Here is a 14,901-nt window from a genome sequence, read left to right on the forward strand (position 1 = left end):
GGGTGCAGTCCTTCAGATCGCGGCGATGACGTCGGCGAGGAGGCGTGAGATGCGCGGTCCCGCGGCGCGGCCCGCCTCGAGGACTTCCTCGTGGCTCAGCGGTTCGGTGCCGATGCCTGCCGCGAGATTGGTCACAAGCGAGATTCCGAAGACCTCGAGCCCGGCATGGCGTGCGGCGATCGCCTCGAGTGCCGTGGACATGCCGACGAGGTCCGCTCCGATCCGCTTGGCGTACTGGACTTCCGCCGGCGTCTCGTAGTGCGGCCCGGTGAACTGGGCATAGACGCCCTCGGCGAGGCTCGGGTCCACGGAACGTGCCACGGCCCTCAGCCGCGCGGAGTACAGGTCCGTGAGGTCCACGAAGGTCGCGCCCTCGAGGGGGGAGGCGGCCGTGAGGTTGATGTGGTCGCTGATGAGCACTGGGGTGCCCGGCGCCCAGTCCGCATTGAGCCCGCCGCACCCGTTGGTCAGGACCACGACCCGGCAGCCGGCAGCCGCGGCCGTGCGCACACCGTGTGCGACCGCGCGCACGCCCTTGCCCTCGTAGTAGTGGGTCCGGGCTCCGAGGACGAGGGCGCGCTTGCCGTCCGGGGTGAGCGCCGAGCGGACGGTCGCTACGTGCCCCTCGACGGCCGGCGCCGAGAATCCGGGGATTTCGGACGCCTCGAGCGTTGCCGTGGTCTCGCCGACGAGATCCGCCGCGCCGCCCCAGCCGGAGCCGAGGACCAGCGCGATGTGGTGCTGCTGAACGCCGGTTGCCCGCGCAATGTGGTCTGCCGCGGCATGGGCCAGTTCGAAGGGACTGTCCATGATCGCCGTCCTCGCCGTTGTCGTCACAGGAAGAACCTACCAATCTGCACGACCCGGAGCACGCGCGCACGCGGGGCGGGAATGGCCCACAGCGCGCAGCCGGGGCAGAATGGGTGTCCGTGACGATGAATCCTGACTTCGCGGCTCCTCATATCGCAATCCTCGGCGGCGGCCCGGGCGGCTACGAGGCGGCATCGGTCGCGGCCTCGCTCGGCGCCAGGGTGACGATCGTCGAGCGTGCCGGCCTCGGCGGCTCGGCGGTGCTGACCGACGTGGTCCCCTCCAAGACCCTCATCGCCACCGCAGACCTCATGACCCGCGTCGAGGAGGCCTCTTCGGCGCTGGGCCTGCGCCTCGCTTCGGAGGGGGGCGGACCGCTCCAGCGCTCCGACCTCCACGCCGACCTCCGCATCGTCAATGACCGGCTGCTCGGGCTCGCGAGGCAGCAGTCCGAAGACATCCGGGCGGGGCTGGCGGCCCAGGGCGTGCGGATCGTCATGGGCTCCGGTCGGCTCGTCGACGGCAGCGTGATCGAGGCCACGACGGTGGACGGCGTCGAGCGCATCGAGTCCGATGCCGTGATCCTCGCCGTGGGCGCACACCCCCGGGAACTGCCTACGGCCCGCCCCGACGGCGAGCGCATCCTCAACTGGGCCCAGATCTACAGCCTCGAGGAGATCCCCGAGGAACTCATCGTGGTGGGCTCGGGCGTGACCGGCGCCGAGTTCGCCTCGGCGTACAACGGCCTCGGCTCCAACGTCACCCTCATCTCGTCCCGCGACCGGGTCCTCCCCGGCTCCGACACGAACGGGGCCGAGGTGCTCGAGAAGGTCTTCGCCCGCCGCGGCGTCCGCGTCCTGTCCCGGTCCCGCGCCGAGGCGGTCGAGCGGACCGGCGACGGCGTGGCCGTGACCCTCGGCGACGGCACCAAGGTGACGGGCACCCACTGCCTCCTGTGCGTGGGATCCATCCCCAACACCGACGGGATCGGCCTCGCGCAGGCCGGCGTTGCGGTCACCGAGAGCGGCCACATCAAGGTCGACGGCGTCTCCCGCACCACCGCGACCAACGTCTACGCCGCGGGGGACTGCACGGGTGTCCTCGCGCTGGCCTCGGTGGCCGCGATGCAGGGCCGCATCGCCGTCGCGCACATTCTCGGCGACCAGGTCACCCCGCTCAACCTCAACCACGTCGCGTCCAACATCTTCACCTCGCCCGAGATCGCCTCGGTGGGCGTCTCGGAGGAGGACGTCACGAGCGGTCGGGTCGCCGGAGACGTCGTGATGCTGCGGCTCAAGAGCAACCCCCGGGCCAAGATGCGCAACACGACAGACGGTTTCATCAAGGTCATCTCGCGCAAGGGCTCGGGGACGCTCATCGGCGCGGTGGTCATGGGCTCGAACGCCTCGGAGCTCATCTTCGGGCTCGCGATGGCCGTCGAGCAGAAGCTCCACGTGGACGACGTCGCGAACACCTATGCCGTGTACCCCTCCCTGACCGGGTCGATCGCCGAGGCCGCCCGCCGCCTGCACGTGCACATGTAGCAGGGGCCCTCCACGGAGGTCTTCGGGTCCGTGGTCCCTTGAGGACTGTCGGTGGTGCGCGGGACGATGGCGGCATGGCACACACCGATGATGGACACGCGCACTCCCACTCCCACTCCCACGCGCATTCGCACAGCGCGTTCGACAACGACAACGATGCCCTGGCAGCCATCGAGGAGCACCACACCCACATGCTGCACCGGGTGACGGCGCTGTCCGATGCCCTGATCGCCGCCGTCGCCGGGGGAGACGGCGGCACCGCGTACGACGAGCATGCCAACCTCGTTGCCTGGTGCGAGGACGAGCTCATTCCGCACGCCGTGGCCGAGGAAGGGCCGCTGTACGGCCCGGCGCGAGAGACGCCGGAGGGCCGGCTCCTGGTGGAGGGGATGCTCCTGGACCACCGGACGATCATCGGCCTCGTCGAGGAGCTCCGGCCCGCCGAGGGTGCGCGGGCTGCTGCGCTGGGCCTCGTGATCACCCGTGCGTTCGCGCTCCACCTCCGCAAGGAGAACGAGCTGCTCTTCCCCTACATCGCGCGGAACCCGGACCTCTCGCTCGCCAAGGCGGTGGCTGGGCTCGAGGAGGTCGTCGGGCAGTAGGCCCGTGGCCCCCTCGGATTGAGACGCACGGAGTTTCGGCCCATATCCGCCCTCTGAGCTACCGTGGCCTCCGTCACAGGCAAGGTCGCAGCGCGAGGAGGGACCATGACCAAGACCGCAGAGGAACTCGCCAGCGGCGAGGGCGCCGGCGTCGGTGGAGGCTCAGCGGCGGAGGGCACAGTGCGTCTGCGCGGGCAGGGGCTGCTTGCGGCGGCGTCGTTCTCTGCCGTCGCCGCCGGCTTCATCGCCGTGTCGATTTCGTACGCGGGGCCCATGGTCGTGGTCCTGCAGGCCGCCCAGGCCGCGCACCTCAGCGCCGAGCTGACCGCGTCGTGGGTGAGCTCGATTGCGATCGCGAGCGGGATCACGTGTGTCGTCCTGAGCCTGCTCACGCGGCAGCCCGTCGTCGTGGCCTGGTCCGTGCCGGGTGCGGCCCTCCTGCTCACTGCGCTCGGCCACTACTCGTACAGCGATGCCCTCGGCGCCTACATCGTCGCGGCGGCAATGGCGCTCGTACTCGGCGTGACCGGCCTGTTCGGGAAGATCCTTGATGCGGTCCCCAAGCCCGTGGTGGCGGCCGTGCTGGCGGGAGTCCTGCTGCCGTTCGTGCTCAAGGCGAGCGGCGCCGTCGTCGATGCTCCGCTCGTGGCCGGCGGGCTCGTCCTCGCGTTCCTCGCCGGGCGTCGGTTCGCGCCGCGCTACGCCGTCCTCGTGGCGCTCGCGGCCGGCGTCGTGCTTGCTTCGGCGACGGGCGGCATCGCTGCGCCGAGTGTCGCGTGGGACTTCGCCGGTCCCGTCTGGACCACCCCGACGTTCGGCGCGCCGGCCATTGTCGGCATCTCGGTGCCGCTGCTCGTCGTGACGATGGCCGGTCAGAATGCGCCGGGGCTGGCGATGATGCGCCAGCTCGGGTACAGCGCCGGGGACCGGCTCATGATCGGCGGCGCGTCCCTCGCCTGGCTCGTCTCGGCACCCTTCGGCTCGCACGGGATCAACCTCGCGGCCATCACGGCAGGGATCTGCGCGGGCCGCGAGGCGCACCGGGATCCCTCCCGGCGCTACGTGGCCGGCGTCTCGTGCGGGGTCTTCTACATCCTGTTCGGGCTGTTCAGCACGGCGGCCGTGGCGCTCGTCGCCGTGGTGCCGGCCGCGCTCCTGACCGTCTTGGCGGGCGTCGCCCTCCTCGGGGCGACCCAGGGCGCGATCATCGACGCCGTGACCCACTCGCGCGACGGCGCCGCGGGGCCCCACTCGATCGAGGCTGCGGTGATCACGCTCGTGGTCACGGCCTCAGGAGTCAGCGCGTTCGGCATTGTGGCGCCCTTCTGGGGGCTCCTGGCCGGGGCGGCAGCGTACGTCCTGCTCGGTGCACTCAGGCCGCGACGGCCGCGAAGTGCCGTTCGATGAGCTCGCGCACGTCGTCGCGGCAGCCGCCGCAGCCGGTTCCCGCACGCGTTGCGCCCGAGACCTCCTCGGTCGTGGCGCACCCTCCGGCAACGGCCTGCTCCACCGTCCCGCGGCTCACGCCCGCGCAGCGGCACAGCGTGGACTCCGGGCCCGCCGCGGCCGCGATGCCGGGCAGCCCGGCGCCCACCGTCGCCTCGGGGCCGTCCAGACGCAGGATCACCGAGCGGTCTGCCGGGAGCTCGGCCCCCGACTCGTACAGGAGCGTGAGCTCGGCGGCGGCGCGGGGCATGCCCAGTGCCACGAACCCCGCGAGGACGCCGGACCGGGTGGCCATCTTGACGTAGGCGCCGTGCTCGGGGTCGGACCACACTGAGACGCTCAGCGGCGCGGGGCCTCCCTCGCCGACCGCGTGGTCGAGCGCGAAGGCGTCGAGGGGATCGGCCATGACGTCCCCGGCAGTGGCCAGGTTCACCCCCCGGGCCTTGAGGAGGATGACGCTAGGCCCCTCGGCCGCGAGCGGGGCGGGCGCCGGCGCGCCGAGGAGTTCGTGGCGGAACCGGGCCGCGAGCCACTCGGCCTGGCGCCACCCGGGGCCGATGAGACCGCTCGGGGCGGTCTCGCCCGGCTGCGCGCAGTCGCCGATCGCGAACACGTGCTCGGTGTGCAGCGCACCGAGGCCTGCGTCGACGAGGACCCCGGGGCCGACGGCGAGTCCGGCGCCCTCGGCGAGCTCCGTCCGGGGCCTCGCCCCGCAGGCGAGGAGCAGCAGGTCCCCGTCGACCGCAGACCCATCCTCGAGCAGGAGGGCGCGGAACGATCCGTCCGGCCCGGTCTCGAGCCCCGTCGACCGGGCGTTGCCCGCCACGCGGATCCCCCGGCGGCGCAGGACCGCGGCAAGGGTTGCTCCGCCGAGCCCGTCGATCGAGCGGCCGAGCGGCCGGTCGCCGTGGTGGACCACCGTCACCGTGGCCCCCTCCTCGCTCGCAGCGAGTGCGGCCTCGAGGCCCAGGACACCGCCGCCGAGGACCACGATCCGCCCGCGCGCCTCGACCGCCGCAGCCAGCCGGGCGGCGTCGTGCGTGTCGCGGAGCGCCGTGACGCCCGGCGGAAGGACCGGGTGGAGCGGATCCGGGTTGAGGCCGGTCAGGTTGGGCACGACGGCGCGCGCACCCGTCGCGAGGACCACGCGGTCATACGGGATCGTCTCCCCGCTGGCCAGATGGACGAGCCTGCGGGAGCGGTCGAGGCGCACCGCGCGGGTTCCGACGAGGACGCGCACGTTCTCCGCCGCGAGCTGGTCCGCGTCGGCGAGGCCCATCAGGCCCAGATGCGTCCTGCCGACGCCGAGGTCCGCGACGAGGACCCGGTTGTAGGCGGCGTGCTCCTCGTCGCCGACCACGGTGACCTTGACGGCTCCCGTGGCCGCCGCGGGGAGCATCTCGTCCACGAACCGGGCGGCGACAGGTCCGAAGCCCACGACGACGATGCGCGGCGGCCGTCCCGTGGGCTCGGCGCTCTGGGGGAGCGGGCTGGTCACGGTGCCTCCTGGAGGTCGGGCGCTGCGGCGAGGGTGGGGCGCGCCGCGGGGACGAGGACGGGGCCGGGGACCGGCGCGCGCTCGACGATCACGTGGGTCGTCTTGAACTCGGGCATCCCGGAGATGGGGTCGGTGCGGGCCTCGGTGACGCGGTTGGCCGCGGCGGAGCCGGGGAAGTGGAACGGAAGGAAGACCGTGTCCGGCCGGACGCCGAGGGAGAGCTCGGCGCGGACCAGGACCGCAGGGCCCGCCGACGAAGCCCGCGCAGCCCCGGCCTCCCCGGAACGCCGGACCCGCACCCAGTCGCCGTCCGCGATCCCGAGCCCCGAGGCCGCTGCGGGATGCAGCGAGAGCCGGCCCTCGGGCTGGGCGGCCGAGAGGGAGGCGACCCTGCGGGTCTGCGTGCCGGACTGGTACTGCTCGAGCACTCGGCCGGTCGCGAGCACGAACTCGCCGCGCCCGGACGGACGCACGGGGGCGGCGGCACGGACGGCGACGAGCCGCGCACGGCCGTCGGCGTGTGCGAAGCGCTCTGCGAAGAGCCGGGGGGTCCCCGCCGACGGGAGCCCGTCCGGTCCCTGCGGGCACGGCCAGTGCAGCGCCTCGCCGGCGTCGAGCCGCCCATAGGTGATCCCCGAGTAGTCGGCGGGCCCACCCGCCGAGGCGGCGCGCAGCTCCTCGAACACCTCGCGTGGGTCTTCGGGGAAGCCTGACGGGGCGTCCAGGAGCGCCGCCAGCCGGTTGAGGATCCACAGCTCGGACCGGGCCCCGGCGGGAGGGCTGACGGCCTGCCGGCGCCGCAGCACGCGGCCCTCCAGATTCGTCACGGTGCCCTCCTCCTCGGCCCACTGCAGGACGGGCAGCACGAGGTCCGCCTCGAGGGCCGTTTCGGAGAGGAAGAAGTCGCTCACCACGAGGAAGTCGAGCGCCTGCAGCCCGCGGCGGACTGCGGTGGCGTCCGGGGCGGAGACCACGATGTTGGCACCGTGCACGAACAGGCACCGCACGCCGCCCGTCTGGCCCTCGGCCGCCGGCGCGCCCAGGGACGCGAGGAGCTCGACCGCCGGCAGCCCGGGGCCGGGGATGCTCGCCTCGGGGACGCCCCAGACGCGGGCGAGGTGCTCGCGCGCCGCGGGGTCGGTGATCTTGCGGTAGCCGGGGAGCTGGTCCGCCTTCTGCCCGTGCTCGCGGCCGCCCTGGCCGTTGCCCTGGCCCGTGAGCGTGCCGTAGCCGCCGCGCGTCGATCCGGGCAGGCCGAGCAGGAGGGCGAGGTTGATGGCAGCAGTCGCGGTGTCCGTACCGTCCGCGTGCTGCTCGATGCCGCGGCCCGTGAGGATGTAGCACGAGCCGGTGCGGGCCGAGTGCGCGAGGCGTGCGGCAGTCTCCCGGAGGAGGGCCGCGGGGACCCCGGTGGCCGCCTGCACGCGCTCGGGCCACCATGGCGCCACCGAGCGGATCAGGTCCTCCATGCCATCGGTGCGCTCGGTGAGGTAGCCGCGGGCGGCATAGCCGCCGTTGATGACCACGTGCGCGAGCCCGAGGAGCAGGATGAGGTCCGTGTGCGGGGCGGGCTGGAGGTGGAGCCCGGCGCCGTCGGCCGTGAGTGCCGCCGTCGCGGAGCGGCGGGGATCGACGACGATGAGGCCGCCGGCATCCCGCGCGCTGGCGAGGTGCTGCACGAACGGAGGCATGGTGTCCGCCACGTTGGAGCCCAGCAGGAGGACCGTGTCCGCACCGGCGAGGTCCGCGACGGGGAACGGCAGCCCGCGGTCGAGTCCGAACGCGCGGTTCGCTGCCGCCGCGGCGGAGGACATGCAGAACCGGCCGTTGTAGTCGATGCGCGAGGTGCCCAGCGCGACGCGGGCGAATTTGCCCAGCAGGTACGCCTTCTCGTTCGTGAGGCCCCCGCCTCCGAACACGCCGACCGCGTCCTTCCCGTACCGGTCCTGTGCCGTCCGCACCTCCGCGGCAATCCTCGTCAGTGCCACGTCCCAGCTCACGGGGCGGAGCTCGCCGTCGTCCGAACGGAGGAGCGGCTCGGTGAGGCGCTCGGGGTGGCCGAGCAGCTCGGCGGCCGTCCAGCCCTTGCGGCACAGCCCGCCGCGGTTGGTCGGGAACTCGCGTCCTGCCACCTCGGGTGCGGCCGCTGGCGGGCCCGTGGGTGGGCCCTGCGGCGCCGCCACCACGGACATCGCGCACTGGAGCGCACAGTAGGGGCAGTGCGTTGCCGTCACCGTCACACCCCTGCCCGTGCGGCGCGTGCGCCGCGGCGCAGGTAGCACGCCCACGAGACCGCGAGCATGAGCACGTACGCGCCCACGAACCCGAAGAAGGCGGGGACATAGGAGCCCGTCGAGCTGCTCGAGGCGCCCAGTACCTGCGGGATGACGAACCCGCCGTAGGCGCCGATCGCCGAGATGAGTCCGAGGGCGGCGGATGCGAGCCGGGCGGTGTACGACGGCGCGGTGCCGGCGCGCGCGGCGCGGCTGGAGGTCGCGAAGATGGCCGGAATCATGCGGTACGTCGAGCCGTTGCCGATGCCGCTTGCCGCGAAGAGCACCAGGAAGAGACCGAGGAAGAGCCAGAAGCTCTTGAGCGGCAGCGTGGCGATGACCGCGAGCGTCGTCAGCGCCATGGCCGCGAACGAGGCGACCGTGATCCGTGCGCCGCCGAAGCGGTCGGCGAGCCTGCCGCCGTAGGGCCGGGCGAGCGAGCCGACGAGCGGGCCGAGGAAGGCGAGCGAGAGGGCCACGGGGACGCTCGCTGCGTGGAGTGTGAAGGTCGAGTAGGCAGGGAAGATGTCGTGGATGAGCTTCGGGAAGACTCCGCCGAACCCGATGAATGAACCGAACGTGCCGACATACAGGAACGCGATGACCCACAGGTGCGGTTCCTTCAGCGCGGCGAGCGAGCCCGCGACGTCGCCCTTCGCATGGGAGAGGTTGTCCATGTTCCGCCACGCGCCGAAGGCCGCGACGAGGATCAGCGGGATCCACATGAGGCCCGCCACGGCGAGGGTTGCGCCGTGCGCACCGGTGAGGAGGGCTGCCGTGAGGCCCACTGCGACCGGGACGGCCAGCTGTGCGACCGCCGCCCCGAGGTTGCCGCCCGCCGCGTTGAGGCCGAGCGCCCACCCCTTCTCCTTCGCGGGGAAGAAGAACGTGATGTTGGCCATCGAGCTCGCGAAGTTGCCCCCGCCGAACCCGGCCAGGCCCGCGACCGCGAGCATGAGCCAGAACGGCGTTGAGGCGTTCGAGACGCAGGCCGCGAGGCCCATCGCGGGGATCAGCAGGAGCAGCGCGGAGACGATAGTCCAGTTGCGGCCGCCGAAGCGGGAGACCATGAACGTGTACGGGATGCGGAGCGTCGCGCCGACGAGGCTCGGCATCGACAGGAGCCAGAACGTCTGCGCGGTGTCGAAGGCGAAGCCCGCAGCCGGCAGCTGGACGACGACGATCGACCACAGCTGCCACACCACGAACCCCAGGAACTCCGCGAAGACCGACCACCGCAGGTTGCGCCGGGCCACGGTGCGGCCCTCGCGCTCCCACTGGTGGGTGTCCTCGGGATCCCAGTGCTCGATCCAACGGCCCTTGCGGACGTCGAGACGGAGCGAGGTTTCCCGGGTAGATGCGGGTGCGGCGTCGTGCGCCGTCTGGGATTCGGTGCTCACTGGTCCTCCTCGGGAGCGGGGTCTGTGCTTGCCTTCCACGGTAGGAACGTGGCGTTTCGCGGAGCCGCGCCAGCCGTAAACAGGTTGTGACATCCACCTCTCCGCGACCCGCGGGATCCCGTGAGGCGGGGGACCCCGCTGTTTCGCCGAGGTTTCGGCGTCTCACTATGCGGACAATTTGTCCGTTGCGTGGACGGGCCGGACGTAGGATGGCGTGTACTCAAACCCAGGGCCGAAAGTCAATCCTCGGTCCAGCATGTGAAAGCGAAATCATGTCCACCACTTCTGCGGTGACGGAGCCCTCGGCCGGCCAGGCGGCCAACACCAAGGGCCGGGTCATCTTCTCGAGCCTCATCGGCACGACCGTCGAGTTCTTCGACTTCTACGCGTACGCGACCGCCTCGGTCCTCGTGTTCCCGAAGCTCTTCTTCCCGAACGCGTCCGACATCAACGCGATCCTCTCCTCGTTCGCGATCTTCGGCGTGGCCTTCATCGCCCGGCCCGTCGGGTCGATCCTCTTCGGGCACTTCGGCGACAGGCTCGGCCGCAAGGGAACGCTCGTCGCGTCGCTGCTCACGATGGGCGTCGCGACGTTCCTCATCGGGCTCCTGCCGCCCGCGACGACGCCCGGCTGGATGGTCCTCGCCCCGTTGGTGCTCGTGGTCCTGCGGTTCCTCCAGGGCCTCGCACTCGGCGGCGAATGGTCCGGCGCGGCGCTTCTCGCCACCGAGAACGCACCCGCCAACAAGCGCGCCGTGTGGGGCACGTTCCCACAGCTCGGCGCCCCCATCGGGTTCATCATCGCCAACGTGATGTACGTGGTCATGAACTCGTTCCTGACCACGGCGCAGTTCGAGGCGTGGGGCTGGCGGATCCCGTTCCTGTTCAGCATCGTCATGGTCGCGATCGGCCTGTACGTGCGCCTCAAGCTCGTCGAGAGCACGTCCTTCAAGAAGGTCGTCGAGGAGGAGAAGGTCGCCAAGGTCCCGCTCGCGGCGACCTTCAAGTACCACTGGCGCGAGGTCATCGCCGGCACGTTCATCATGCTCGCGACCTATGTGCTCTTCTACCTCACCACGAGCTTCACCCTGACGTACGGCACGGCGACCGACAAGGTCGAGGTGGCCAAGGCCGCCGCCGAGAAGGCCGGGAAGACGTTCGACGCCGCCTCGTTCGTCCCGGGCCTCGGGATCGACCGCGGGCTGTTCCTCTGGATGCTCATCATCGGCGTCGTGTTCTTCGGCATCTTCACGGTGCTGTCGGGCCCGCTGGCCGAGAAGTACGGCCGTCGGAAGTTCCTGCTCTGGGTTACTGGGCTCATCTTCGTGTTCGGCCTCGCCTGGGGCCTCATGTTCGGCCCGGGCACCGGTGCCGCGATGGTCGGCCTCATCGTGGGCTTCACGCTCATGGGCTCCACGTTCGGCCCCATGGCCGCGATCCTGCCCGAGCTGTTCCCGGCGAACGTCCGCTACACGGGCTCAGCGATCGCCTACAACCTCTCGTCGGTGCTTGGCGCGGCTCCGGCGTCCTTCGTGGCGATCGCGCTCTGGCAGTTCGGCAAGGGCAGCACGGTGTGGGTCGGCGTGTACCTCGCGGCCGCTGCGGTCCTGACGTTCGTTGCGCTGCTGCTGACCAAGGAGACCCGCGACCGCAAGTTCGAGGACAACGTCTCGGCCTGACCCCGCACGGCTGAGAGCTGACCCCGCATCGGAATCTTCCGATGCGGGGTCACCTTTCGCGGTTGGGGCGTCAGTCCTCGATCGTGGCGATGACCGCGCCCGCAGCCACGGTCTGGCCCGCTTCGGCCGTCAGGCCCCGCACGGTGCCTGCCTTGTGCGCCGTGAGCGGCTGCTCCATCTTCATGGCCTCCAGCACGACGACGAGATCGCCTTCCGCGACCACGTCGCCGTCCGCAACAGCGACCTTGACGATCGTTCCCTGCATCGGGGCCGTGAGCGCATCGCCGCTCGCCGCCGCCGTCGCGGGACCGCGGGAGCTGCGGCCCTTCTTCTTCGCCTTGGGTCCCTTGGCCATGCCCAGCGACAGCCCGGCCGGGATCGTCACCTCGAGGCGCTTGCCGCCCACCTCGACGACGACGCTCTGCCGCGCCGCGTCGTCGTCCGCGTCCGTCCCGGCGGCGACCGCACCCGCGAAGGGCGGGATCTCGTTGACGAACTCCGTCTCGATCCACCGCGTGTGCACGCTGAAGGGCCCCTCGGCGGGGGCGAAGGCCGGATCGCGTACCACCGCGGCGTGGAACGGCACGACGGTCGGCATGCCGGTGATCTCGAGCTCGTCGAGGGCTCGGCGCGAGCGCTCCAGTGCCTGCTGTCGGGTGGCGCCGGAGACGACGAGCTTCGCGAGCATCGAGTCGAAGTTGCCCGAGATGACATCGCCGGCCACCACGCCGGAGTCGACGCGCACGCCGGGCCCGGTCGGGTAGACGAGCGTCTCGACCGTGCCGGGAGCCGGCATGAAGCCGCGGCCCGCGTCCTCGCCGTTGATGCGGAACTCGAATGAGTGCCCGCGGACCTCGGGGTCGCCGTACCCGAGCTCCTCGCCGCGCGCGAGGCGGAACTGCTCGCGCACGAGGTCGAGGCCTGTGACCTCCTCGGACACGCAGTGCTCGACCTGGAGGCGCGTGTTGACCTCGAGGAAGCTGATGGTGCCGTCCTGGCCGACGAGGAACTCGCACGTGCCCGCGCCGAGGTAGCCCGCCTCCTTCAGGATGGCCTTCGACGCCGCATACAGGCGGCGGTTCTGCTCTTCGGTGAGGAACGGGGCCGGGGCCTCCTCGACGAGCTTCTGGTTGCGGCGCTGGAGCGAGCAGTCGCGCGTGGAGACGACGACGACGTTGCCCGCCGCGTCGGCGAGGCACTGGGTCTCGACGTGGCGCGGAGCGTCGAGGAAGCGTTCGATGAAGCACTCGCCGCGGCCGAAAGCTGCAGTCGCCTCGCGCACCGCCGATTCGTACAGCTCGGGGATCTCCTCGAGCGTCCGGGCGACCTTGATCCCTCGGCCGCCACCGCCGTAGGCGGCCTTGATCGCCACGGGCAGCCCGAAGTCCTGCGCGAACGCGAGGACCTCGTCCGCCGATTGGACTGGATCAGCCGTCCCGGGCACGAGCGGCGCACCGACCTTCTCGGCGATGTGGCGGGCGCGGACCTTGTCGCCGAGTGCCGCGATGGCCTCGGGCGAGGGGCCGACCCACGTCAGACCGGCGTCGATGACGCGCTGGGCGAACTCGGCGTTCTCCGAGAGGAACCCGTAGCCCGGGTGGACGGCGTCGGCGCCCGAGCCGCGGGCGGCGTCGAGGATCTTGTCCATGACGAGATAGGACTCGGCCGCTGTTGTGCCGCCCAGCGCGAACGCCTCGTCGGCGAGGCGGACGTGGAGCGCGTCGCGGTCCGGCTCTGCATACACGGCGACCGAGGAGATGCCCTCGTCCCGTGCCGCTCGGATGACGCGGACGGCGATCTCTCCGCGGTTGGCGATGAGCACCTTCGTGATGGGACGGCCGGCGGATTCGTGGGCAGCGCTGAGGGACGCGGCATTGGGAGACAAGGGCAACTCCGTTCTGTACTCCGGGAAGCCTAGCGCCCCATTGGTGGGATCGCCCATATTGGTGGCGGATTCCGTGCGTAGACGGCCGATCCGTTGTAGGAGACCTACAAATCCGACTCTGCGCTGCGCGGTGAGGCGTTCAGTCCCCGACGGCGGCCGCCCACCAGTCCGTGAGCCGCACCCCGACTCCCGTCAGGAGCATGCGCAAGGTGGAGACGGACAGGCCCACGACGGCGTGCGGGTCGCCGTCGACGCGCGCAAGGAACGCGCCGCCGAGCCCGTCGATCGTGAACGAGCCCGCGCACTGGAGCGGTTCGCCCGTGGCGACATAGGCCGCGATCTCCCGTTCGCTCATGCTCGTGAACTCGACCGTCGCAGAGGCGACCTCTCCCGCGCCCGGCGCGCGCGCGGCGTCGTGCGCGCCGTTGTGCGAGGCGGCGCGCCGGTCAACGAGCCAGTGTCCGGTGTGCAGCACGCCGCCGCGCCCGCTCATGGCCGCGAGGCGCTCGCGGGCAACGTGCGGCGTGTAGGGCTTGCCGAGCGCCTGCCCGTCGAGCTCGAAGACCGAGTCGCAGCCGAGCACGAGCGCCCCCGCGGCTGCGGGCAGCGCGGCCACGGCCTCGGCCTTCGCCCGCGCGAGGAGCAGCGAGGTTTCGGCCGGGGTTGCGGTGGGGTGGGCCGCGGCGAGGGCCTCCTCGTCCACGTCGGAGACCAGGACGCGGTGCGGGATTCCGGCTTCCTCGAGCAGCTTGGTCCTCGCTGGCGACTTCGAGGCGAGGATGAGGCTGGGTGGGGTGGCAGGGGCGGTGTGCACGGTCACGCCGCCAAGCGTAGCCCGGGAGCGGGTGGAGGGGTCTCCCGCAGCCTCCGGCGATTCAGCCCCGGCCTAGGAATCGGTTCCAGATCCCGCGTCCTGGGTCGACGTGTGGATCCTTTCGGGCCGGGCTTCGGCCGCAGACCAGTGCCGCAGGATGAGCTGCGCCGTCTCCTCGGGCACCTCGAGCGGCAGCAGGTACGCGGCGTGGGGAAGGGCGACGGCCGTGCCGTGTGGAAGGAGGCGTGCCGCCTCCGCGGCCAGTTCCGGTGGCCACGAGTTGTGCTCAGTTCCGGTCGCGAAGACCGTTGGCGCAGTGATCCTCGGCAGGAGTCCCGTCAAGTCGGGACGACGCACCGCGAGTGACCGTATGGCCCGTCCGAGGAGCCTCGGGTCGGACGCGGTGAGGCATTCCTCGACGTACCCGACGGCCTCAGGATCGTGCGCGCGGGTCCGTTCCGAGAGGAGCACACTCACGATGGCCTGCCGCAGCCAGCCCGTCATTCCCATCAGCGCCCTTGCGGGCAGGATGGCCGCCTCTTGGAGGCGGAAGGGCAGCGTCGGAGCCTGGACAGGAGCCCCCAGCGTGATGAGCGACCGTATCCTCTCGGGATAGTGGGCGGCGGCGAGGATGCCCGCATGGCCCCCGAGCGCGTTGCCCACCCAGTCGGCTGGGCCCGGTGGGATGCGCTTTTCGGCGGCCAGACCGTCGAGGATGCCGAGAGCGGCCGCCGCGATCTCGTGGATCGAGTACGTCCGGCCAGGGTCCCCGCTTGGCCCGTGCCCGGGCGCCGTGATCGCCACGAGCGTCCGTTCTGAGGCGAGGCGGCCGCGGACCCGGTCCCATGACCGCGAATCGACAAAGAGACTGTGCATGAGGACGGCCGCGGGCCCCACGCCGTCAACCGAGACCTCGAGCCGGCCGATCGGGGTTTCCATCATTCGGGATT

Annotated in this window: 11 protein-coding genes; 4 read left to right on the forward strand and 7 right to left on the reverse strand. The window is 71.7% G+C overall.

Going from position 1 to position 14,901, the window contains the following annotated elements:
- Window positions 1-12 precede the first annotated feature (12 nt).
- A complete protein-coding gene (locus RBS60_RS09190) occupies window positions 13-810 on the reverse strand; it encodes a purine-nucleoside phosphorylase (RefSeq protein ID WP_307957249.1) in 798 nt (265 codons plus the stop codon).
- Window positions 811-929: 119 nt separating this feature from the next.
- Here RBS60_RS09190 and RBS60_RS09195 point away from each other — a divergent pair, with 119 nt between their 5' ends.
- From RBS60_RS09195 to RBS60_RS09205, 3 genes are all read left to right on the forward strand, one after another.
- Window positions 930-2,354: an NAD(P)H-quinone dehydrogenase gene (locus RBS60_RS09195; protein WP_307957250.1), complete on the forward strand. Its 1,425-nt coding sequence runs from the start codon at window positions 930-932 to the stop codon at window positions 2,352-2,354.
- Between the two features lie 74 nt (window positions 2,355-2,428).
- A complete protein-coding gene (locus RBS60_RS09200) occupies window positions 2,429-2,956 on the forward strand; it encodes a hemerythrin domain-containing protein (RefSeq protein WP_307957251.1) in 528 nt (175 codons plus the stop codon).
- Window positions 2,957-3,061: 105 nt separating this feature from the next.
- A complete protein-coding gene (locus tag RBS60_RS09205; protein WP_307957252.1) occupies window positions 3,062-4,363 on the forward strand; it encodes a benzoate/H(+) symporter BenE family transporter in 1,302 nt (433 codons plus the stop codon).
- Here the strand turns inward: RBS60_RS09205 and RBS60_RS09210 are convergent.
- Genes RBS60_RS09210 through RBS60_RS09220 form a run of 3 tightly spaced genes read right to left on the reverse strand, consistent with a single transcriptional unit; the run spans window position 4,329 to window position 9,666 of the window.
- Window positions 4,329-5,900 (reverse strand): FAD-dependent oxidoreductase, encoded by a 1,572-nt coding sequence (locus RBS60_RS09210; protein WP_307957253.1) that lies wholly within the window; start codon window positions 5,898-5,900, stop codon window positions 4,329-4,331. The genes RBS60_RS09205 and RBS60_RS09210 overlap by 35 nt on opposite strands.
- Window positions 5,897-8,140 (reverse strand): molybdopterin oxidoreductase family protein, encoded by a 2,244-nt coding sequence (locus tag RBS60_RS09215; protein ID WP_307957254.1) that lies wholly within the window; start codon window positions 8,138-8,140, stop codon window positions 5,897-5,899. Before RBS60_RS09215 ends, RBS60_RS09210 begins: the two co-directional genes overlap by 4 nt.
- Entirely contained in the window at window positions 8,137-9,666 is a 1,530-nt protein-coding gene (locus RBS60_RS09220; protein ID WP_374049254.1) for an MFS transporter, read from the reverse strand. Before RBS60_RS09220 ends, RBS60_RS09215 begins: the two co-directional genes overlap by 4 nt.
- A 179-nt stretch (window positions 9,667-9,845) precedes the next feature.
- On the opposite strand from RBS60_RS09220, the gene RBS60_RS09225 reads away from it, so the two are divergent.
- Window positions 9,846-11,252, forward strand: coding sequence for an MFS transporter (locus tag RBS60_RS09225; RefSeq protein WP_307957256.1), 1,407 nt, complete (start codon window positions 9,846-9,848; stop codon window positions 11,250-11,252).
- A gap of 70 nt (window positions 11,253-11,322) precedes the next feature.
- On the opposite strand, the gene RBS60_RS09230 is transcribed toward RBS60_RS09225, so the two are convergent.
- From RBS60_RS09230 to RBS60_RS09240, 3 genes are all read right to left on the reverse strand, one after another.
- Window positions 11,323-13,137 (reverse strand): biotin carboxylase N-terminal domain-containing protein, encoded by a 1,815-nt coding sequence (locus RBS60_RS09230; protein WP_307957257.1) that lies wholly within the window; start codon window positions 13,135-13,137, stop codon window positions 11,323-11,325.
- 139 nt (window positions 13,138-13,276) lie between these two features.
- A complete protein-coding gene (locus RBS60_RS09235) occupies window positions 13,277-13,957 on the reverse strand; it encodes a Maf family protein (RefSeq protein ID WP_307957258.1) in 681 nt (226 codons plus the stop codon).
- A gap of 66 nt (window positions 13,958-14,023) precedes the next feature.
- Window positions 14,024-14,890, reverse strand: a complete 867-nt coding sequence (locus RBS60_RS09240) for an alpha/beta hydrolase (protein ID WP_307957259.1) — start codon at window positions 14,888-14,890, stop codon at window positions 14,024-14,026.
- Window positions 14,891-14,901 lie beyond the last annotated feature (11 nt).

The sequence above is a fragment of the Sinomonas sp. ASV486 genome (assembly GCF_030908215.1).
Lineage (GTDB): Bacteria > Actinomycetota > Actinomycetes > Actinomycetales > Micrococcaceae > Sinomonas > Sinomonas puerhi.

Coding starts and splice junctions, on each gene's coding strand:
- RBS60_RS09190 (WP_307957249.1), bottom strand. CDS start 810: ATGGACAGTCCCTTCGAACTGGCCCATGCCGCGGCAGACCACATTGCG.
- RBS60_RS09200 (WP_307957251.1), top strand. CDS start 2,429: ATGGCACACACCGATGATGGACACGCGCACTCCCACTCCCACTCCCAC.
- RBS60_RS09205 (WP_307957252.1), top strand. CDS start 3,062: ATGACCAAGACCGCAGAGGAACTCGCCAGCGGCGAGGGCGCCGGCGTC.
- RBS60_RS09220 (WP_374049254.1), bottom strand. CDS start 9,666: ATGTCACAACCTGTTTACGGCTGGCGCGGCTCCGCGAAACGCCACGTT.
- RBS60_RS09225 (WP_307957256.1), top strand. CDS start 9,846: ATGTCCACCACTTCTGCGGTGACGGAGCCCTCGGCCGGCCAGGCGGCC.
- RBS60_RS09240 (WP_307957259.1), bottom strand. CDS start 14,890: ATGGAAACCCCGATCGGCCGGCTCGAGGTCTCGGTTGACGGCGTGGGG.